Source organism: Armatimonadota bacterium (genome assembly GCA_020354555.1).
In the GTDB taxonomy this organism is placed as follows: Bacteria; Armatimonadota; Hebobacteria.
Map to the genome: position 1 here is coordinate 3427353 of CP070648.1, position 20493 is coordinate 3447845.

The 20493-nt window shown below is 65.7% G+C and carries 19 protein-coding genes; 10 read left to right on the plus strand and 9 right to left on the minus strand.

The window, feature by feature from the left end:
* The first annotated feature begins 349 nt into the window (after positions 1 to 349).
* On the plus strand, positions 350 to 1621 hold the full coding sequence (locus JSV65_14040; GenBank protein UCH33675.1) for an MFS transporter: 1272 nt from the start codon (positions 350 to 352) through the stop codon (positions 1619 to 1621).
* A 121-nt stretch (positions 1622 to 1742) separates the two neighbouring features.
* Here the strand turns inward: JSV65_14040 and JSV65_14045 are convergent, their stop codons facing one another.
* Positions 1743 to 2936 carry a copper amine oxidase N-terminal domain-containing protein gene (locus JSV65_14045; GenBank protein ID UCH33676.1) on the minus strand — a complete coding sequence of 398 codons (1194 nt, stop codon included), beginning with the start codon at positions 2934 to 2936 and terminating at the stop codon, positions 1743 to 1745.
* A gap of 352 nt (positions 2937 to 3288) precedes the next feature.
* Here JSV65_14045 and JSV65_14050 point away from each other — a divergent pair, with 352 nt between their 5' ends.
* Positions 3289 to 4470, plus strand: coding sequence for a peptidoglycan DD-metalloendopeptidase family protein (locus JSV65_14050; GenBank protein UCH33677.1), 1182 nt, complete (start codon positions 3289 to 3291; stop codon positions 4468 to 4470).
* Between the two features lie 84 nt (positions 4471 to 4554).
* Here the strand turns inward: JSV65_14050 and JSV65_14055 are convergent, their stop codons facing one another.
* From JSV65_14055 to JSV65_14065, 3 genes are all read right to left on the minus strand, one after another.
* Positions 4555 to 5598, minus strand: a complete 1044-nt coding sequence (locus tag JSV65_14055) for a uroporphyrinogen-III decarboxylase-like protein (GenBank protein UCH33678.1) — start codon at positions 5596 to 5598, stop codon at positions 4555 to 4557.
* Positions 5599 to 5606: 8 nt separating this feature from the next.
* Entirely contained in the window at positions 5607 to 6791 is a 1185-nt protein-coding gene (locus tag JSV65_14060; protein ID UCH33679.1) for a hypothetical protein, read from the minus strand.
* A gap of 556 nt (positions 6792 to 7347) precedes the next feature.
* On the minus strand, positions 7348 to 9279 hold the full coding sequence (locus JSV65_14065; GenBank protein ID UCH33680.1) for a hypothetical protein: 1932 nt from the start codon (positions 9277 to 9279) through the stop codon (positions 7348 to 7350).
* A gap of 100 nt (positions 9280 to 9379) precedes the next feature.
* Here JSV65_14065 and JSV65_14070 point away from each other — a divergent pair, with 100 nt between their 5' ends.
* The gene (locus tag JSV65_14070; GenBank protein UCH33681.1) at positions 9380 to 9793 is read left to right on the plus strand and encodes a YjbQ family protein; all 414 of its coding nucleotides are present in this window, start codon (positions 9380 to 9382) and stop codon (positions 9791 to 9793) included.
* A gap of 48 nt (positions 9794 to 9841) precedes the next feature.
* Here the strand turns inward: JSV65_14070 and JSV65_14075 are convergent, their stop codons facing one another.
* From JSV65_14075 to JSV65_14085, 3 genes are all read right to left on the minus strand, one after another.
* Entirely contained in the window at positions 9842 to 10564 is a 723-nt protein-coding gene (locus JSV65_14075; protein ID UCH33682.1) for a type II secretion system F family protein, read from the minus strand.
* Positions 10557 to 11138, minus strand: coding sequence for an RNA polymerase sigma factor (locus tag JSV65_14080; GenBank protein UCH33683.1), 582 nt, complete (start codon positions 11136 to 11138; stop codon positions 10557 to 10559). The genes JSV65_14075 and JSV65_14080 overlap by 8 nt, the downstream gene beginning before the upstream one ends.
* A 65-nt stretch (positions 11139 to 11203) precedes the next feature.
* Positions 11204 to 12343, minus strand: a complete 1140-nt coding sequence (locus JSV65_14085; protein UCH33684.1) for a hypothetical protein — start codon at positions 12341 to 12343, stop codon at positions 11204 to 11206.
* A 253-nt stretch (positions 12344 to 12596) separates the two neighbouring features.
* Between JSV65_14085 and rpmE the strand changes: the two genes are divergently transcribed.
* From rpmE to JSV65_14110, 5 genes are all read left to right on the plus strand, one after another.
* The gene (gene rpmE, locus JSV65_14090) at positions 12597 to 12848 is read left to right on the plus strand and encodes a 50S ribosomal protein L31 (protein ID UCH33685.1); all 252 of its coding nucleotides are present in this window, start codon (positions 12597 to 12599) and stop codon (positions 12846 to 12848) included.
* A gap of 108 nt (positions 12849 to 12956) precedes the next feature.
* Positions 12957 to 13919, plus strand: a complete 963-nt coding sequence (locus JSV65_14095; protein UCH33686.1) for a DUF1385 domain-containing protein — start codon at positions 12957 to 12959, stop codon at positions 13917 to 13919.
* 20 nt (positions 13920 to 13939) lie between these two features.
* Positions 13940 to 15031, plus strand: coding sequence for a peptide chain release factor 1 (prfA, locus tag JSV65_14100; GenBank protein ID UCH36785.1), 1092 nt, complete (start codon positions 13940 to 13942; stop codon positions 15029 to 15031).
* On the plus strand, positions 15028 to 15678 hold the full coding sequence (locus tag JSV65_14105) for a threonylcarbamoyl-AMP synthase (GenBank protein UCH33687.1): 651 nt from the start codon (positions 15028 to 15030) through the stop codon (positions 15676 to 15678). Before prfA ends, JSV65_14105 begins: the two co-directional genes overlap by 4 nt.
* A gap of 86 nt (positions 15679 to 15764) precedes the next feature.
* Complete coding sequence (locus JSV65_14110; protein UCH33688.1) at positions 15765 to 16277, plus strand: nitroreductase family protein; 513 nt, start codon at positions 15765 to 15767, stop codon at positions 16275 to 16277.
* A gap of 54 nt (positions 16278 to 16331) precedes the next feature.
* Here the strand turns inward: JSV65_14110 and JSV65_14115 are convergent, their stop codons facing one another.
* Complete coding sequence (locus tag JSV65_14115) at positions 16332 to 17726, minus strand: sulfatase-like hydrolase/transferase (protein UCH33689.1); 1395 nt, start codon at positions 17724 to 17726, stop codon at positions 16332 to 16334.
* A 115-nt stretch (positions 17727 to 17841) separates the two neighbouring features.
* Entirely contained in the window at positions 17842 to 19125 is a 1284-nt protein-coding gene (locus tag JSV65_14120; protein UCH33690.1) for a type II secretion system F family protein, read from the minus strand.
* Between the two features lie 239 nt (positions 19126 to 19364).
* Between JSV65_14120 and JSV65_14125 the strand changes: the two genes are divergently transcribed.
* The gene (locus JSV65_14125) at positions 19365 to 20138 is read left to right on the plus strand and encodes a type II secretion system protein (GenBank protein UCH33691.1); all 774 of its coding nucleotides are present in this window, start codon (positions 19365 to 19367) and stop codon (positions 20136 to 20138) included.
* 49 nt (positions 20139 to 20187) lie between these two features.
* Positions 20188 to 20397 (plus strand): hypothetical protein, encoded by a 210-nt coding sequence (locus tag JSV65_14130; GenBank protein UCH33692.1) that lies wholly within the window; start codon positions 20188 to 20190, stop codon positions 20395 to 20397.
* Positions 20398 to 20493: the final 96 nt, after the last annotated feature.

Consider the following 20493-nt stretch of genomic DNA (forward strand, 5'->3'; position numbering starts at 1 on the left):
AAGGGTTACGCACAGGGGCGCCCCAGCCGCGAGCAGCGGCATGGACGTAAGATCAGGTGCGTCGAGCACCTCCCACCTGTGGGCACCGACGGGTGACGCAACCCGCAGTTCCGCTTCAGCGATGATAGCACAGCGGAGGTGGGAGAGCAAGGCTGGCTGTGAAGCGGCAGCCCCGGTGCAGCGCATCCCCACGGCGCCGAGATAGCGGGCACGACCCGCGAACGCGCTGAAGCCCTTCTCACATCCCCGGTGGATGATCGCACGCAGGCGAACGCGGGCTCGGGGGAGAAACAGCCGGGAATGCGGGGGTGCGTGACCAGGACTTGCGGAAACCGAATGGATTGACTCAATGACGGCGGCGGAAGCGAACGGACCGAGAGGCGGGGACGACGAAGCGGGCCATTGGCGGCGGACGCTCTACGGCATGTGGCTCGCGATGTTCTTCGTGTTCCTGGAGTGGACGTTCGCGATGACCTTCCTACCGGTCTTCCTTCAAGAGGACATCGGCCTCTCCTTCAAGCAGGCGCAATACTGGACCGGCCTGATGATGGCGCTGCCGTCGCTCGCGATGTTCCTCGCGCAGCCGCTGTGGGGGCTGTACAGCGATCGCCACGGTCGGAAGCGGATCGTCATCATCAGCGTCATCTTCACATCGCTGCTCAGAGCGATGTGGGCGTTCGCGCACACGCCGTGGACGTTAGTCGGGCTTGGGGTGGCGGCGGGAGTACTGGGATCAGGTGTGATTGCAGGGCAGGCCATCGTGGCCTCGGCGGCGCCTCGTCATCGGATGGGGGAGGCGATGGGGACGCTGCAGACCTCGATGGCGGCGGGGTTCCTCATCGGCCCCGTTGTCGGGCAGGCGTGCGCAGGTCTGATCGGCGCCAGGCCGACGTTTCTGATTCAGGCGCTGTTCGCATTGATCGGGGCCATCACGGTGTGGCTCGCGGTTCAGGAGAGGTTCGATAGACCCGCGCAGTTGGAGAAGGTCACCGTCCTGGGCGCGATCACGCGCGATCTGCGGCCGCTCGTCGGCAACCGGCAGTTGCAGGCGCTGTGGGTGATGGCGTTCGTCGTTTTCTTCGGCTTCTCTTCGATGTGGCCGATCCTGACGTACTTCGTGCAGTTCATCGGCGTGCCGATGAACCGCGTGGCGGCGTACGCTGCGTACATCATGTTTGTCACGGGATCGCTTCAGACCGTGGCGGCGCCGCTGTTCGGTCGAATGGGCGACCGGATCGGACAGAAGAAGGTGCTCGTCGCGACGACGGCGTTGTGCGGCGCGTTCCTCGTCCCTCACTATTTCGTGAAGACATACGCGCAGTTCTTCGTGCTGCGGGTGCTGGCGACGGCGCCCGGCGCGGGAATCAACCCGACAACATCGGCGCTCGTCGCGCGGACGATGCCGCGGTCGCGCTACGGCGGAGCCTACGGCGTGCTCGCCAGCGCGCGAGCGCTCGCGGGCTCGGTCGGGCCTCTCGTGGGAGGGACGATGGCGGCATTCGTCGGCATCCGCTGGGTATTCGTGTGGACCGGGCTGCTGACTATCGTCGCTGCCTTGTGGGCGACTGCTGCGGTGAGGGAGGGCGAGCGCGCGCCGACGGAAATCACCGCAGCACCGTAACTCCCCCCGACCTTCCCGGCCTCCGTAGGAGCGCGCGAAGGGAGGTTCGGCCTCCCTTCTCGCGACACAGTGTTCGACTACCGCCCGCACTTACCGCCGGGGGGCGCACGCTCTGCGGCTGCTAATTGCCCTTAGCTTTGCCGAACCAACCGCTGCCTTGCTTCTGCTTGGCATCTTCCTTCTTTGCTGGTGTCGGCTTCGGCGCTGGCTTCGGCGCCGACTTCGGCGGGCCAGCGCTCTTCGGCGGCGAAGGCTTCTGGGTTTGCTTCATCCACGGGCCCTGGCCGCGCCCGGGCTCCGGGCCGCGGCGATCTTGCGTGCGCATCCACGGACCGCTGGCGCGCCCGGGCTCCGGCCCACGCTGGGCGGGGAACCCGACGCGCGTTCGCTCGCGTTCGCGCTCTCGCTCCCGTTCGCGTTGAGGCGTCCCGTACACATAGCCGGGCGGGGTCGAGGCGACTCTGAAATCCCGCCACCCCTTCGGCCCCTTGAGCTTGAGGACACCGCCGTCACGCTGGACCGGAATGCTCATGTGTCGCTCGAAGAGGGTGGACGGCACGTAGACCGCGCCCCCGACGACGACCGGCGGCGCCGGTAGGACGATCACCTGCGGGCCGTAGTACACCGTCGTGCTCCCGATGACGAGCGCGATCTCGCGGCCGTTGAAGGTGATGACCGCGCGGTTGCGCAGGTGATCCCACAGCAACGCGGCGCCGATGAAGTCCGCCGCATCGCGCAGCGGGATGTAGGTCGTACCGTAGTACACAAACGGGGCCGGCGCGTACACCACAGGCTGCTGGTGGCGCCTATACCCGTGCGCCGGGGCCCACGGGGGCGGGCCGTAGCCATGGATCACCGTCACCACGTATGGTGGCGCGTACGGCAGCACCTGGTAGTACCCCCAGCCCGGCGGGCCCTGGAGCAGCACGCGGTTGTAGTCGGGTTCCCAGCGTACGGGAACGTCGAAATAGCGGTCGAAAACGGTCACCGGAACCAGCATCTGACCGTTCACCACCACCGGAGGCACGGGCAAAGCCACGGGCTGTCCCATGTAATACGCCGTGTGGCTGCCGACTACGAGGCCAAGCTCGCGGTTGCGGTAGGTGATCGTGGCCCGGTTCTGCAGTGAGTCCCACAGCAAGGCCGCGCCCACGAAGTCCGCCGCGCTCTTCAGAGGCACGTAGCTGTACCCCGAATAGACAAAGGGCGCGGCTCCATAGGTGTTGATGACCGTGTAACTGTCTGCTGCAATGCCGGTGGCAGTTATGCCTAGCAAGGCGACCGCCGCTACTACCCACAGAATGTATCTCGTCATCTCCCGCTCCTTACCGAGCCCTGACGCTCTACGTATCATTATACTGCTCCTGTGCCTCCCCGTCACTTCGCGCCGCGTCTCCTCTCTCCACCATATTTGACTCCGATCACAGGTCGAATGTTCCGTGTGCCGCTAGCGCAAACGTATATTCCGGACTACGGTCGCCGGATGCTCGGTGGCCAGGTGGTTGATACGTTAGCCGCAGCATAGTATAATCAGGCACGTCATCGCAAGGCGCGGAGACAGCGTCCGAGGGGTTTCGCCCGACGGGCGCGCTTGCGAACTGTGAACTGCGGCAGGCCTATGCCAGCCGCTGTCATTGCCGAAAACTCAGGCCCCGATGAAAGTTCTGATGTACGCGAGACATCGGGTGAAGCGACCCGGCGGACCGGCGCGAGCAGCCGTTGCGGTGCTCGTCGCGATGCTGTGCCAGGCTTCGCTCGTCCTTTCACCCTATCCCACCGCCGCGGCAACCCCCGGTCAGGACGACCTGATCGCGCGCCAGCAGCAGGTCGAGCGCGAGAAGGAGAAGGTGCGCGCCCGGCTGCGCAGCACCAAATCCAAGCAGCGGGCCGCGGGCCACGACCTGAAGGTAGTAGAAAGCCGTCTGCGCGCGGTGCGCCGAGAGCTCGTCAGGGCCGACGCCGAGCTGCGCTCGACGCGAACCGAGCTTGAGCAGGCGACCCGCAGCCTCGCGGCCGCGGAGGCACGACTCGACAATCACCGCGAGACCGCCTCCGACCGGCTCGTCGCCATTTACGAGAGCGGCGGCATCGAGTATCTCGAGGTGCTGACGGCAGCCGCCAGCTTCGCCGACTTCGCGAATCGGCTCTACTTGGTGAAGCTGATCGTAGACGAGGATCTCCGGCTGCTGCGGGCGATGACGGAGGAGCGCGCGCGCATCGCGAGCTATCGGCGCCGCGTCGAGGAGCGGGAACGCAGCGTGGTCATGCTTGAGGCGCGCGTTGCTCGCAAGCACGACGAGGAGGCCAATCGCCGTCGCCAGAAGGCGCACGTCGTCAGCGACCTCCGGCAGCAGCGCATCTACTGGGAGCGCGCGCTGGCCCAGATGGAGGCAGACTCCCGCGACATCGCCGCGCAGATCCGCCGCTACCAGCGCACCACCGGCCGCTCCCAGTATTCGACGCCGTGGACCGGCAGCTTCATGCGCCCCGTGAACGGGTCCATCACCTCCGGCTACGGCTACCGCATGCACCCCATCCTGCGCGTACGCAAGATGCACACCGGGGTGGACATCGCCGCGGCCGCCGGCACACCGATTCGCGCGGCAGACGCCGGCACCGTGATCTGGAGCGCGTCGCGCGGGGGCTACGGCCTGTGTGTGATTATCGACCACGGCGGGGGCATGAGCACCGTTTACGGGCACTGCTCGCGGCTGGCGGTCAGAGCGGGCCAGGCAGTCAGCAAGGGCCAGGCCATCGGCAACGTCGGCAGCACCGGCCTCTCCACCGGCCCCCACCTGCACTTCGAGGTCCGGCGCAACGGAAGCCCGGTTAACCCGCTGTCCTACTAGCCCGCCTCACTTGCCGTCGGGGTCGCAGGGCTGCGCGGGACGTTCGCGGGCCCCTACGCCCGTGTCGCGCCGCCCGAATCCAGCCTACATCCATCCGTGTTCGTAGCCGGTCTCGTACATCGCCACGATGTTCTCGGGCGGGCTGACCGCCTGGATGTTGTGGCACGGGGCGAGGACGTAGCCTCCGCCGGCGCCGAGGATGCGCAGGTTGTCAAGCACCTCCTGGCGCACCTCGTCCACCGAGCCGAAGGCGAGCGTGTACTGATTGTCCATTGCGCCGTGGAACGCGAGCCGGTCGCCGAAGTCGCGCTTGAGCCCTTCACGCTCCATCCCCTTGCAGCGCCATTGCACCGGATTGAGGACGTCAATCCCCGCCTCAATGAGGTCGGGCAGAATCTCGCGCGCCGCCCCGTCTGTGTGGTGGAAGACGTACGCGCCGGCGCTGTGCGCGAGGTCCATCATGCGCTTCATCCGTGGCAGCAGGAACTCGCGGATATGCTCGCGCGACATGAGCAGGCTTTCCTGCGAACCGAGGTCCTCGGCGACATACGTGATCATGACCCGCCCCGGTATCTGCTCGTAGATGCGGCGCGTGTTCTCGTAGGCGAGGTCGAACAGCTTGTCAAGGCAGAAGTGCACGAGGTCCGGGTGCAGGATCAGGTCCATAAACGCCTGCTCCGGGCCGCGCAGATTCTTGTAGGTCAGGAAGGGCTCCGACCCGCCGCCCTTGATCGGGTACTCCTCGTTGCCCTTGGTTTGCTCCGCGATGCCGGAGTGATCCCACCAGTCCGGGCTGGGCCAGGCATATTCACGCTCCAACTCCGCCAGGGTTTCGTACCTCGCCAGCGGATGATGGACGCACTCGCTGTAGACCCCCGTGCCGTAGTCCACGGCTTGAAAGCGGCACCCGAAGATGTCTTCGCCCGGGGGCGCCTGCGGGCCGACGTAGCGCGGGCCGACGGCGACCGTGCGGTCAATGTGCAGCCGCTGAAACATGTCGTCGCCGCTTGCGCATCCGAGGTGCTTCATCAGCTTCTCGGTGGCTTCGCCCGTCGCCCAATAATCCATCGGCACGCGGTCCGGCTTCTCCCGCCGCAACACCGCCAGCCAGCGTTCCCTGGGAGTCATGCTTTCCTTCAATTCGATCCCTTCTTTCCGCGATTCGAGATACCGCCGCCGTACTTCGGCGCGAGCTTGTGGAATTCATCGAGTAGCGCCATGAAGTTGTCGTACTTCGTGCCGTAGGCGATGGACTGGCTGGGGCCGAGAATGAACCCGGGGGTTTGTGCGCCCTTCTCGAGCGCCCGCCGCACGTCCCGGCGTATGTCATCGGGCGTGCCCATGACGAGATCCTCCACCGGAATCCCTCCCCACAGGCACAGCCGGTCGCCGAAATCCCGCTTGAGGCCTCCGATATCCATGTCGGGGATGGTTTGGATGGACTGGTAGCACTGGATGCCCGCCTCGATGAACATCGGGATCAGCGGGCGGTTGTTGCCGCAGCAGTGCAGCACCGCCTGGTAGCCCAGGGATCGCGCCCTTTGCACTCGCTCGCGCATGGCCGGAAAGCAGATCTCCCGGAACATCTCCGGCGACACAAACGGGGCCTTCGTCGTGCCCATGTCTTGCTGGAAAAACACGCCGTCCTGGCCCGGTCGAATGCGGAACTCGTCGTTCGCGTTCTGCACGGCCACTGAGTGCCGCGTCGCCGCCCGCACGACCTCGGGATGAAGCGCATACTCCAGCAGCCCGCGCTCCCAGCCGCCAAGCAGAACCAGCGCCGTCAGTCCGCCGGAATCGCCGAGGATGTACCGATCATGCCCCAGGTGCTCGATGACGTAGTCGCACGCCTCGAAAACCGAGGGGTCCGGCGGCTTGGCCTCTACCGGGCCTTCGAATTGCTCGACGGTGTACTCACCATCGCCGGTCGTCGGATCCTCAACGCACGTGATGTCGTTGGTCAACTCGGACGCCCGCCACACGCGGCCGCGGCGGTCGCGCCAAACGTTGTCCGCGATTTGCTGCGGCGGATCCTCCGGCTCCCAGCCTCGCGGCGGGACGACCGGGGCTTCCTTGAAGTCAATCACATCGGCCAACTCTATCTTCCGAAAGAACTCGACCGTGTCTTTCCTATAGCTCTCGACCACCTCGTCGCGACGGCCCTCCCAGAAGGCGACCTGCGCCTTGATCTTGTCGCGCACGTACGTCTCGCGGCCGATGACGCGCGCGATCGTGTCGCAGTCAACGACGTAGAAGCCGAGCGGCACCCGATCCACGGGTTCCAGGTCTATGGCCGCTCGGACTCGTTCCTTACCGGTCATCTGCTGCTCCCAATGGCGGTGCAGACGCTCCGCCAGGCGTCGTGCCGTACTCGAATGGCCGGGCTATTGTCTTCCACTCGCGTGCGCCAAAACCCCTTCGGGAAAACGAAAGGTCCAACCGGGCGGCAGACGACACGAAGGCGCAGGGGAGAAAAGACGCGCGGGCCGGCAGCGTGATGCCGGCCCGCGTTGACGTATGATCGGCCACAGCCACGGTCAGCGCAGGTGGAGCGGACGGTCAGGCCTTGGAACGGCCGGATTGTCCGCTCCCGGAGGAAGGGGTCAGCCCCACTTCCGGCTCGGCCGCAACGTCCCTATTTGACCCTCGCCTCGCCCATGGGAGCGTAGATCTGCCGCTTCGCAGCGCACTCGGGCAATGCATAGGACGAAGCAAGGGCCGCTACTGTTCCGTCGGCTAGCACGAACCATGCCACACAGGTCGCCGGGTCAGCCGGGGGGGGGCGGCGGAACGCCTCCAAACAGATGGTTGCATCGGCGTAGATGCGCGGACTGGGGCCGAAACGACGCTTCGGACGCTGTCTAAAACTTCCGTTCGCTATTGCCAGAACATGTAGCTAGGGATGCCGCGGACGATGCTGACGATGTTGAGGATGCTCCCGACCACGAATTGGCCCAGAATGAGCCCGAAAAAGAACGGCAGTGACTGGCGGAATAGGCGTAGGCCGCCGTAACGCAGCAGGATGGACTTGGCGAGCCAGGCGACGAACAGGGGCATCCATACCAGGTTCATCTCCCAACTGCCCGACACCGCGAAACCGAGGGGATGAAACGGCCACGCCGCCCAGCGCACGCGCGCCAACTCGAGCAGGTACGCCAGCACGAAGCCTACGCCGATGGCAACGGTAGCGCCCCATTTGGCCGGCTGGGGGGATTCGAGCCAGGACGCGAGCCTGTTCCACCCTTCCGCGCCGAAGGACATCCGGCTCTTGCCCTGCGCGCCATAGGAGTACATGAGATGGAGCATCGCCCAGAACGCGCACAGCGTTCCGAGGGCGGCGGCAATCATCAGCGCCCACGAAAAGCTGCGCCGCGCCACGCCGACACGCCCGGTCATGTACATACCTTCGAGTTGGTGCGGCATCGGGTGGGAGCGATAGGCGCGATTGAACCAGAAGTACAGGGACATGACCGTTAGGTCCGAGCCCGAGAAGAACCGCTGGCCGGTGACCACGGGCATAGTCCAGTCCGGGCCGGTGAAGTGCAGATCGTGCACCGGCGTCCCGAACTCGGCGCGCATCCGGGTCACCGCAAGGGCAAGCGCGAAGTAGATGACGAAAAACGCAATCGCGACCCACAGCGACATCCCAGCGTAGCGGCTGAACAGAATGAGCCCCGCCAGGCCGACGGCCGCCCCGGCCGCCGCCGAGCGATAGCTCATGGCCTCCCGTGAGTCGTCGAGGGTCGAGGGGCGGCCGAGGATCTTGTTGAGCACCTGCTTAAGATAGCCCCGGCCGATCCAAATGGCGAAGATGGCGAATGCCATATACGCGCCGAACGCCTGCGAGTTCACGAACGGGAAGTCCGGGGTGCGGTCGAACCCGAACGCGCGCGTGAGCACGAGTTCCGCCTTCCAGAACAGGTAGAAGAACCAGCACGAGAACAGAAAATCGAGCGGGATGAGCACGCCGATGCCGATGACGAAGGGATAGAACGATATCGGCATCCAACCCACGGCGGTCCAGGGGTGCGTGTGGATGTGCTGATTGAGGTCGTATTGCTCGATGCGAATGTGGGGGATCGCCGGGTAGAGGAAGGAGAAGCTGTTGAGGGTGTCCACGCTCGCCGCCAGGCCGAAGCCGATCCAGAACAGCCTGCTGCGGAACAGCGCGCCGACCGGGTTGGTGATTTCGAGCGGGATCTGGGCCAGCGGATAGGTCAAGCGCTCGTGCTCGCTCCACTGCCGGCGCAGGATGGCATTGATGCACAGCATGACCCACAGCAGCAGCACGATGAACCCGGTCCAGGAAAGCACCGGCACCAGCCACGCCATGATGACGCGGCGGGTATACATGGTCGAGTTGCCCTTGAAATAGCCGGCGAGAGCGGTGTCGTCCTGTACCATGAGCCACGACCGCAGGTGATGCCCGAACAGGCGCTCCCAGCGGTTCTCCGGCGTCGAGAACTCGGTCGGCCAGGCAAGGCTGGGCGCGAGCACTTGCACGCCGTCGTGCCCGGCGATGACCGAGGAAATCGCAAGCATGGCGTAGATGACGAGCAATTCGCCCTGCGTCAGCGCGGCGCGCGGCCATAGTCGGCGCAGTCCCGCGTTGGCGAGGGTGAGCACGAGGATGATGAAGACGACGTTGAACAGCAGGGAGATCGTGGTCGGGTGGGCGGAGTAGCGCACGATCTCCATCTGGACGAGCCAGTAGGCGTTGACCGGCATCAGGACGGCGGCTACGAGCAGCGACCGCCAGGTGACGCCGCGCGCACGGTTCCGCGCTTGCGAGTGGACGTCGGATTCCAAGGCGCTTCCGTCTGCCACAGCGAAAAGTGAAGATACATTAAGCGCCGGCCGCCGCGGAACCTGCTTCGCGCCGCCCGGCGGCGCCCGTGGAGGATGATCTATGAAGTTCGCGACCGACTACGTGTGGTTCAACACTAAGCGCCCGCGCGAGTACGTCAACGTCACCGAAGATGTGGAGCGTGTGGTCGCGGAAGCCGGCATTCGCGAGGGGATGGTGCTCGTGTCGGCGATGCATATCACGGCCGGCATCTATGTCAACGATGCTGAGCCGGGGATCATTCAGGACATAGATGAATGGGCCGATCGCCTCGCCCCCAAGGGGCCGGACTATCACCACCACCAGACCGGCGAAGACAACGGAGACGCGCACCTGAAGAGCATTCTCGTGCATCACCAGGTCATCGTGCCGGTGACCGGGGGCAAGCTCGACCTCGGCCCGTGGCAGCAGATCTACTACGCCGAGTTCGACGGCCGGCGTCGCAAGCGCGTCATCATCAAGGCAATGGGGGAGTAGCGGCGCGCCGTAATCGTCCTCGGCGGCCATCCCCAGCTGGTCGCGCGCTCACTGCGCCTGCTTCAGCAGGTGATATCGCCGCTGATGCTCCAGCAACTGCGCCACCTTCTGGCACATGGTGTCAACCGTGTGCGTCTGTTCGCCGATCTTGAACAGAGTCGAGACGTACGTCGGCAGGAAGGGCAGACGCAGCAGGTCGCCCAAGCTCTCGCCGTGCTTGATCCGCTCAGGGGCCGCGATCAACACTTCCTGCTCCGGTCCCGGCGGGAAGACTTCCGCAGCCGTCTCCAGCGCCTGCACGATCGGCACGCCCGAAATCAGCATGAGCGCGAGCGAGCCGAAGTACTCGGCAAGGATATGCAGTTGCTCGTCGGGCGCGCTGTCCGAAAAGCCGGCTTCCTCGCGCGACGGGTGGAGCAGACTGCGAAACGGCGTTCCCGTGACTTGAGCATCGGCCCAATCGGCCTCGAGGGCATCGGCCGCGCGTTCGAGGCTCTCGTCAAGTACGCCTCCGACCTCGCCGGCTCGCACCAGGGCAGCGTACATCGTAGTGAAGAGCATAGGCCTTTCGCGCATCTCGGCGGAGAGAGTGCGGTTGCTCTCGCAAATCCCCTTGCGCATCTCGACAGTTGCGCTGCGGAGAGGCTCGTCCGCAACGTCAGCGAGGATGTCGAGGATGCGGACCAGCGGCACGCCGGCGCTCAGCAGTACGGCGAACGCCCGTGTATAGACTACCAGGTCCAAGGGGTCGAGGTTTTGGTCGTTACTCATCGGTCAGCTCCTTTCGGTGCCGGCTGCGGAGAGTCGTTACCTTGGTCATGAGAGTCCGCCGCAGCCGCAGCCGCGCGCGGAAGATGCGGCCTTCGACGGTGGTCACCGGCACGCCGAGAAACGCGGCTATTCGTTCGTACGGCATGTCGCACCACACGTGCATCAGAAGCGCATGGCGATTGGCCGTCGGCAGGGCTTGAAGCGCCCGAGCGATCTCCCGTTGCTCGCACCGCGCGATGGCTGCGGCGACAACGTCCGCGCGGTCCGGCTCGGTTTCCGTCAATGCGAGCGCTCGTGGGCGGCGCGCCCATGTCGCGCACAGATTGCCGGCGATGGCTCTCAGCCACGCGGGGAACGATGCGGCGTGGGCCAGTTCCGGGAGGCGCTCGAACGCACGTGCGAGAGCCTCTTGCGCGAGGTCCTCGGCGTCGTCGAGGTTGCGCGTCCGGTCGAACGCAAGGGCGACCAAGGCGGGGCGGTACCTTGCCGCCACTTCCGCGAATGCTTCGGCATCTCCGCTCTGCGCGCGCTCGACTAGTTCCGCATCGGACGCTATCGCTGCGGACCCGGTCATCGCCTCGATTCTATAGACGCACGGCGTGCCCGAAACTTACGGTCTGCCCTGGGCGCCCGATGATTCTACTCCACGGGCTTCTTGAGCGCCGCGCCGAGGTCGAACACCACGGCGGAGCGGTCGAAGGCATTCGAGCCCGGCCCTTCCGCATTTGCCACCCACATCTTGAGGCCGGTGACGTCAAACGCCACCGCGTGCAGGTCACCGGTCCCCACCGCCTTCATGATTCCCATGCCCGTCTCGGCTGTCAGATTGCCGTAGTTCTTAAGCAACTGTTGGTGCATGGACTCATTCCAGTCGTCGGTCTTAACCTCCATACACGTATAGACGACGTCTTCCACGGGTGGGCTGCTATGCGGAGTCTCGCGCCAGTCGTAGAGCTTGAACAAGGTCTTGCCGGTCGTCATCTGCCGCGCGTCGAGCAACTCCCCATCGCCGATAAGATAGTCGTAGCTGCTCGGCCGCACCGAGTCGCGCACCACTGCGATGGCGTCGTCGAGATTATCGGTGTACTGCAGCACCCGCCGCGCCATGAACACCCACGGCTCCGCGTCGAGCTGCTTCTGGTCCTCGCCGAAGCTGTCGCCGATCTCGCTGATCGCGATCTTCTCGGCGTTCATGCCGGTGATGACGCCGACGAAGCCGATCCAGCTTGCCGTAACTAACGGATATCCTTTGCTGGGCCGCCACACGATGATCGCCGGCTTGTCCTGCACGTGCGCCTCCATCCAGTAGTCCAGCGCGCGGATCTGGTAGAGGTGGTCGTCGGGGACGGCCTTGCCCCACGCGGCATAGTAGCTGCACGTGATCCAGCTCAGGTCGGGGATGATGTGCATCCAGCGCGCCCATTGCTCGGGGACGTCGGCGCCTTCGGCAAGGCCGCGAATCTCCTCCTTGAACTCGTCGGAGATGTGACGCGACATCACGTCCCACGCGTAGTCGAGCTGCGCGTCGGTCGCGCCCATGGCTCCCTTGATGACGCCGAAGAACGTGCTCCAGTAGTCCTTCAGTTCGTCTCTCACCAGGTAGCCGTGGGCGTAACCCATTTCGTAGGGGGAGCCCCACACCTCGATGACGCGCACGGCGTCCGCGCCCTCGCCGAGCATATACGTGCGCCCGTTGACCTGCTCCGCCGCAGCGCCGGTCGCGATGAGCAGCATGATCGCCGCGCCGGGCAGCAGCGCTCGCCTCGTTCTCCGAATCATCACTGTGCCACCTCCGTGCAGAAGACGCCCATCACCGAAGGGCGATTCGGCGCGGGGACGGCCGGCTCCTGTAAGGCGCGCCCGCCGGGCTGCCCGTTGCGGGCTACGGGCGGCTCATCGCGATCTTTGGGATGCGCCCCTGATCCCGCTCCGCGGCTTGACACGGAGCGGCTCTTTTCGGTACTATGATGGTGCCGCTGATCGGGGCGGTACGAGGGACCCAGATCAGCGGATCGTTTTTGAGGACACGACCATGAAGGAAGGCATCCATCCCGAATACAGGCGCGCGCGCGTCGTGTGCGCCTGCGGCAACACGTTCGAGACGCGAGCGACGCGACCCGAAATCCGCATCGAGATCTGCTCCAACTGCCACCCGTTCTTCACCGGCAAGCAGAAGCTGATTGACACCGAGCGGCGGGTCGAGCGCTTCAAGCAGAAGTACGAGCGCTACGAGCAGCAGGCGGCTCAGCGCAGGGCAGCGGCGGCCAAGACATCCAAGTCCTAGCCGTCGGACAATCTGGTGGGGCCGATTCAGCCTGGCGCGGGCTGGATCGGCCTCATTGCATGACGGGGGCATCAACCGGCGGCATAGGCCGGCACGGGGCGCTTTCAAATGGGGAGGCTGACGCAGCACGAGGCCACCTACGGCGGCCAAGCGGTCATCGAGGGGGTGATGATTCGCGGGCCGCGTCACGTCGCCACCGCCTGCCGCGTGGCTGATGACCGGATCGTCGTCCACCAGGAGCCGACGCGCTCCTTGCTCACGCGCTACCGGTGGTTGAACATCCCGTTCATCCGCGGCACGCCGGCGCTGATTGACGCACTCGCTATCGGATTTCGCTCACTGATCCATTCCGCGAATCTGGCCGTCGAGGCCGAAGGCCAGAAGCCGCCCAGCCCGTGGTACTTCACGCTGTCCATCGCGGTAGCCTTCGTCTTCGGCATCGGCCTGTTCGTTCTGCTCCCGAGCGCGGCCATAGGGCGCGTCACCGAGAACTCATTTCTGCTCAATGTGCTGGAGGGGTTCGCGCGCCTGGCGATCTTTGTTGCTTACATCGCGGTCATCAACCGCATGCGCGAGGTGAGGCGGCTGTTCCAGTATCACGGCGCGGAGCATAAGGTGGTGAACGCGTACGAGGCGGGACGACCTCTGACCGATGCAGACGGGTTCAGCGTGATTCATCGGCGCTGCGGCACCGGCTTCATCTTCAACGTAATCATCGTGGGGATCCTCGTCCATGCGGTCATGGGCTGGCCGAGCTTCGCGATCCGGCTGGCGAGTCGACTCGTCGTGTTGCCGGTTATCGCCGGGATCGCGTACGAGTTGACGCGACTGGCCGGCCGCTACGGCGATTCGCTCATCGTGCGCGCGCTCATCGCTCCGGGGATGTGGCTGGAGCGGCTGACCACCGCCGAGCCGACGGCGGACCAGATCGAGGTCGCGCAGCGCGCGATGCAGGCCGCGCTCGACGCGGAGCGCGGAGTCGCCGCTGCACGGATTGAGAGCGAAGTGCCGCAAGGCGACGAATCCCGGGCCGCGAGCGAATTGCCGGCAGACGAAGACGCAGTGAAATGAGCGAAACGATCACACAGGAGATGGAGAGCCGCCTGGCGGAGTTCGAGCGCCGGTATGACGAACTCGGCGAAGAACTGTCGCAGCCGGAGCTATTCAGAGATCCGGTACGGCTCAAGCGCGTCTCCCAGCAGCGCGCTCGGCTGGAGCGAGTGGTCGAGCAATACCGTGAGCTGCGCTCCGTGCGCGCGCAGATCAACGAGGCGCGAACGGTGCTCGCCGACAGCGACGACGAAGAGCTTCAGGAGTTGGCGCGGTCGGAACTGCGCGAGCTGGAGGCGCGCCAGGAGCAACTGGCGGACGAACTCATCATCGGCTTGCTGCCGCAAGACCCGGACGAGGATAAAGATGTCATCATGGAGATCCGCGCCGGAGCCGGCGGCGAAGAGGCAGCGTTGTTCGCGGGGAATCTGTACCGGATGTACGCGCGGTACGCGGAGTCGCGCGGCTGGCGCGTGGACGTGCTCGGCTCGAGCCCGACCGAGATGGGTGGGATGAAGGAGGTCGTGTTCTCGGTCGAGGGATCGGGGGCGTACAGCCGCCTCAAGCACGAGAGCGGCGTGCACCGCGTTCAGCGCGTGCCGGTGACGGAGGCGTCGGGCCGCATCCATACCTCCACGGCGACGGTGGCAGTGCTTCCCGAGGCCGATCCGGTGGAAGTCGAGATCAACCCGGCCGACCTCAAGATCGACACCTATCGCGCCTCCAGCGCGGGCGGGCAGCACATGCAGAAGTCCGAGACGGCGGTGCGCATCACGCACGTTCCGACGGGTCTCGTCGCTTCGTGCCAGGACGAGCGCAGCCAGTATCAGAACCGCGAGAAGGCGATGCGCGTCCTGCGCGCGCACGTGTTGGAGAAGATCCGCGCGGAGCAGCAGTCCGAGATCACCGCCGCGAGACGCAGCCAGGTCGGAACCGGCGAGCGCAGCGAGAAAATCCGCACCTACAACTTCCCCCAGGATCGTATCACCGATCACCGCATTGGGCGCACGTGGCATAACCTCGAAACAATACTCGACGGCGCGATCGACCCCGTGCTGGAGGCCCTGGCTGAGGCCGAGCGCGCGCGCCTGCTGGAGCAAATCGGAAAGGGCGAAGACGTCGGAGCGGCATGATCGCAACGCAGGTGCAGCCAATTGACAGCGCGGCGCCGGACCCTGAGGTGATCGGGGACGCCGCGAGACTCGTCGCCGCCGGTCAGGTCGTGGCCTTCCCCACAGACACGGTGTACGGTATCGGATGCCGCCCCGACGACGAGGGGGCGGTGGATGGCATCTACCAGGCAAAGGGCCGACCGCGCGCCCTGCCGCTGGTGCTGTTCGTCGCCGGGCGGGAGTGTCTTCAGCGGTATATGTCAGCGACGACGCCGGAGTTGGAGCGGGCCGCAAACCGGTTCTGGCCGGGCCCGCTCACGGTGATCGCTGCCGCCGGCGAGAGAGCGCCTGCCCAGCTCGTCGCCCGCGGCACCATCGGCATCCGGATCCCGCGACACCCGGTGGCGCTGGCGCTGGTGCGGCAGTGCGGCGGCGCCCTGGCGACCACCAGCGCCAACCTCAGTGGCCGCGGCAGCACGAGCGACCCCCGGCAGGTGTTGGAGCAGCTTGGTGGCCGGATCGCGCTGCTGCTTGATGCAGGGCAGGCGTCGATGGGCGTGGAATCGACGGTCGTTGACTTCACGACTCAGCCGCCGACGCTGCTCCGCGCCGGGGCGATCGGCGCCGACGAACTGCGCCGCGTCATCGGACACATCACAGCAGCTTGAGTCGGCAGTCTGGCGCACGGGGGTGAGCCAGCAATCCCGGGATGGGGCGCCCCGCAACCGGACTCCGCATTGGAGGGTCTGCAACCATGGATACCGTAGAGACCATCCTCAGCCGCAGGAGCATACGCCAGTATCTCAACGAGCCGATCGCGGCCGATGACCTGACGCGCATCATGGAATGCGCCCGCCAGGCGCCGTCCGCAGGCAACCGTCAGCCCACCCATTTCGTCGTCGTCACCGACCCGAAGCTGCGGCGGGAACTCGCCCAGGCAAGCCACGACCAGACCTGGATGGCTGACGCTGCGGCCATCATCGCTGCGTTGGGCGACCCATCCATCAGCGAGAATTGGTACGCGGTCGACACGGCCATCGCCATGCAGAATCTGATCCTCGCCGCCACGGGTCTCGGGTACGGCACGTGCTGGGTGGGAGCCTTCGACGAGGCGCAGGTGAAGGCGATTCTGGGTATCCCCGAGGAACTGCGCGTGGTCGCTCTGACGCCGGTGGGGAAGCCGGCCCACCAGCCCGACGCGCGCCCGCGTCGCAATATGGCCGACTTCGCCTCACTTCAGCGCTACGGTCAGCACTTCTCCCTGTAACGCGATACGAGCCGGGCGCGGCGATGCCGGGCACGCGGGGATGTCGCGTTTCAGCTACGTCGCGCCCCGCCCTCGCGCCACTGCATCCACATGCCGGCGCAGCTCCAGTTCCAACTCGCGGGCGACCGCTTCGTTCTCGCGCAGCACGTTCCGCTGCTCACCGGGATCGTCTCGCAGATCGAAGAGCTGCCGCTCGCCGTCGCCCAGGAGCATGTGGAACGACCATTCCTTGGTGCGAATCGTCCACGACCGCCCGAAATGGCCGATGTAGGCGAAGTCGCGGATCCTCTCCTTTCCTCCGCTCATCAGCGGCAGCAGGCTCCGCCCCTCAAGCTCGACGGTCTTCCTGGCAGCGGGCATGTCCTGAGGGAACAAGTCCTTCGCGGGCGCGCGGTAGACTTGCTCGACCGTCAGCGGCAGGCCCAGGAAATCGAGTACGGTGGGCATGATGTCCACGCTCTGAGCGAAAGCGCTCACGCGCTTGCCGGCGCCGACGCCTTGGGGGTGACGAATGGCGAGCGGCGAGCGCACCAACTCCTCGTAGTTCCACGGCACCGCCTTGCGAATGATTCCATGCTCGCCGAACGGCTCGCCGTGATCGCTGATATGGATGATGAGGGTATTGTCGAACAGGCCCAGGTCGCGCATCTTGGCGAGCAGCACCCCGACCCACTTGTCAACCAGCGTCACCTCCCCGGCGTACAGCGTGCGCGTGCGCTCGACCTCGTCCGGCGTCATGTAGCCGTCCACGGGGCCGGGCACGGGATCGACCAGTTCGGCGCCGTCGTACCCCTTCCGCTTGTACATGCTCCAGTACGGCTCCGGCGGATCCCAGGCCTCGTGCGGATCGAAGCAGTCCACCCAGAGGAATAGCCCATCCTTCTGCTGCTGCGTGATGCGTTCGAGCCATTCAATCGCCGCCTGCACGGTGCGCGCGACGTAGTAGTCCTCTTCGCGCTTGAACGTCGTCGCGTTGCGAAGATACTGCTCGAACAAGGGGCGCCAGTGCTTGTCGGAGTCATCGCCGCGCAGGCGATGGTGGGGGCTGGCGTCGAGGTCAACGTCTGCTCCCGCGATCCACGGGTCGTATTCCTGGCCGCGAATCCAGTGCACGCTGTCGAAACCGCGCCCGGCGCCGTAGATCGGCTTGTGCATATGATACGTGTCTGCGACGAGCGCCGAGGTATAGCCCTTATCCCACAGCACCTCCGCGAGCAAGACGTCGTTGAGTTGAAACGGCTGCCAGCCCTTGACCGGGAAGGTCCACAGCCCGGTCCACCACGCCGTACGCACTGGCAGCGTCGGCAGGCCCTCGGGGTAGTAATGCTCGAAGACCGTCGCGTCGGCTGCGAATGCGTCGAGGTTGGGTGTGTGCGCTCTGCCACCGAGATTCATGTACCCGGTGTGATCCGCACGTAGGCTGTCGGTGATGATGACGGCGACGTTCATGTGGCGATCTCCCACGTGAATTGTACTACGGGGCCTTCAGCATCGAGCGCTAAGATCCCTTCACAACACGCGCGGCTGCGGTCTCGCGGCGGTGCAGAGGCGAATCGGGCACCGCCTACGGGACATCAAACAGGTGCTCAAACGGGGCGACCAATCGCAGATTGATGTAGATCCTGAACAGCGTCCACCACAGGAACACGGCCAGGGGAGCGACGACGGCATACGCCGCGAACTGCAGCAGGTACGGCAAGAATTTCGCGGATCGTTCGGCATGCTCGCGATAGTCGGCAGCGATCCGACGCAGTGTTTCCGGAAGCTTGCCCGACGTTTCGCCAATGGCAAGTTGGTTCACATCAATTCGCGAAGCCAGACGCAAGCGGCCGAGGGTGTCGGTCAGGCCGCGCCCGGCGTAGAGGTCGTCCGATTCCCGCAAAAGGCGCCGCGCCAGGGCGTGGTTGCCGGTGGCTGCGGCCGCCGTGCGATATGCCTCGACGACGGGGACCCCGGCATTGAGAAGCACGGAGAGCGAGCCGAGGAACCGCATCACCCCGATACGCCGGTGGGCGCCGCCGATGATCGGCACTCGCAGCAGCATGGCGTGCGAGATGACGGCGAACGAGCGACTGCGCGACGCCGCGAGCCATGCAGCCCACACTCCCACGAAACCCACGCCAATCGGCACCGAGACTCGGAACAACATCCGCACGTACCCCGTCCACAGTTCAGCCGCCGTCCAGCGCCGGGGGGCCTCACCGCCGAGCAGCAGCGCCACCGGCAGCACGAGCAGCATGACGACGGTGACGAAGAAGACCGGGAGCAGCGCCAGCGCCACGGCCTTGCGCAGTTTGTATTCCGCCTCGCAATCGCTGGCGATCTGATCCAACGCCTGGGGCAAGCTCCCGGACAACTCCCCGGCATGCACTAACTCGACCTGGTAGGCGAGGAAGATGTCGCGGTACGGACGCATGCCGTCGCTGAGTCTGCCCCCATCCACGACGTGCTGCGCCATTGCGCGCACCGGCCCCTTGAGCCCCACCGCGACGTGCCTTTGAAGGTCCGCCAGTGCCTGCGCCAGGGGTATCCCTGCCTGAACCAGTGCGTGCAGTTGGCGAAACAGCACCATCGCGCGGCGCACCTGCCCGATGCCGCCATAGAACGTCGGCATCGTCACCGGCGGCCCTGCGGGCGCCGGCGCTGCTTTGGGCACACTTGCTTCGGGCACGCGCGGGGCGTCGCCCCGTTCGCCGAGGACCGCCGCAAACCGCTGGCTTGCGGGGCTGCTTGTGCTCGCCGGCCCCTTGGCTGCGGGCCCGGTCAGCGAGGCGCCACAGGCATAGCAAGTCTCGCGCCGGACGCTGTTGTCGGCGCCGCACTGCGGGCATTTTGTCATCTGCGGCATGGCATTCTCCGGCCCCTCGCGGCCCACTGTAGGTCTTCGCCCTGTTCGCATCGGCACCTGCCCCCCGGGGGCTCATGGTAGGCCCTCGGTCATATGTGGAATAAGGCCGTGAGGGAATGGGCCTGGCTTTACCGACCTGCCTGATCGGCTGGTAGCGCAATCTGTGGCGACCGCCGTTCCGGGCGCCCTGCGACGGGCGCTCGGCGGGCCGCCATTCACACGGTTGGAGGTCTTTCGTCATGTGGAGGCGACAGGGCTTCACGCTCATCGAACTCCTGGTCGTACTGTGCATCGTCAGCATACTGGCGGCGATCCTGTTCCCCGTGTTCGCACGGGCGCGCGCCATCGCCCGGCGCACAGTCTGCGTGTCCAACATCCGCCAGATCGCTACCGCGATCCTCATGTACTGCGATGACTACGACGCGGTGCTTCCCTGGACCGCGACCTCCAACTATGCGATCAACGTGACGTACGTCTTCCCTGCGCGCTATCCGGACGGATCCATTCCCGAGGACTGGCGCGACGGCGAACTGCACACGCTGCTGGACCGCTACGCGCGGGGAAACGATATCTGGTACTGCCCCCTGCTGCCGCCCGGCACCGACATCGGGCGCGCTACCCTCGTGCCGCCGCGGCCGCTCAACCGTGGATGGGTGTTCGGCAACGGCGACGGCCGGCAGGTACCCTCATCGTACTACTGGGCGCACGTCACGAGCGGCAGCGCATTCCTGTCCTATGCCGACCCACCCTACGCGGTGGCGGGCAGCTCTCTCATCGAGTGCGGGAACCCTGGGGCGGCGCCCATGATCTGGGACCTCGCCGACTGGGCGGCGCCGTTCGGCGTTCACGACCCGATGATCAATGTGGCATATGCCGACGGGCACGCCAAGACGAAGACACCGGAACCTTTCTGGGATGACTTCGGCTGGCCTGAATACTGGGTTGTGCGTAGCGATGATGGCTGGGTTTACGAAGACCCCAAGGACAATCCATATCATCGAGGCGCGCCCTGAGCGTCGTTGCGAAGGGGCGCGTCCGAAGAATGTCAAAAGGCAGGCGCGCTTGGGTCGCCTGCTGGCGTTGCTCCTCATTGCGGTGACGCTCATTGCGCTCTACTTCACGTTGAGCACGGGGCGCCGCCGCGCTGCGGAGGCCGCATCCGCAGCAGCCGTCATCGAGTCTTTCGAGAAAGGCCGCGCGCTGCGGGCTGGTGTGATGACTCCGCGGATGGAGCGAGAAGTCGAGCGCCCGGAGCGAAGTTCAGCCAACTGAGCCGCGTGCGTTTTGGTTTTGTTGTCAGTCTGGGGGAGTGGAAGGGAACCGGGAATTATGCCGTTGACCATGTGCGGGCGACGTCGCCTTGTATGG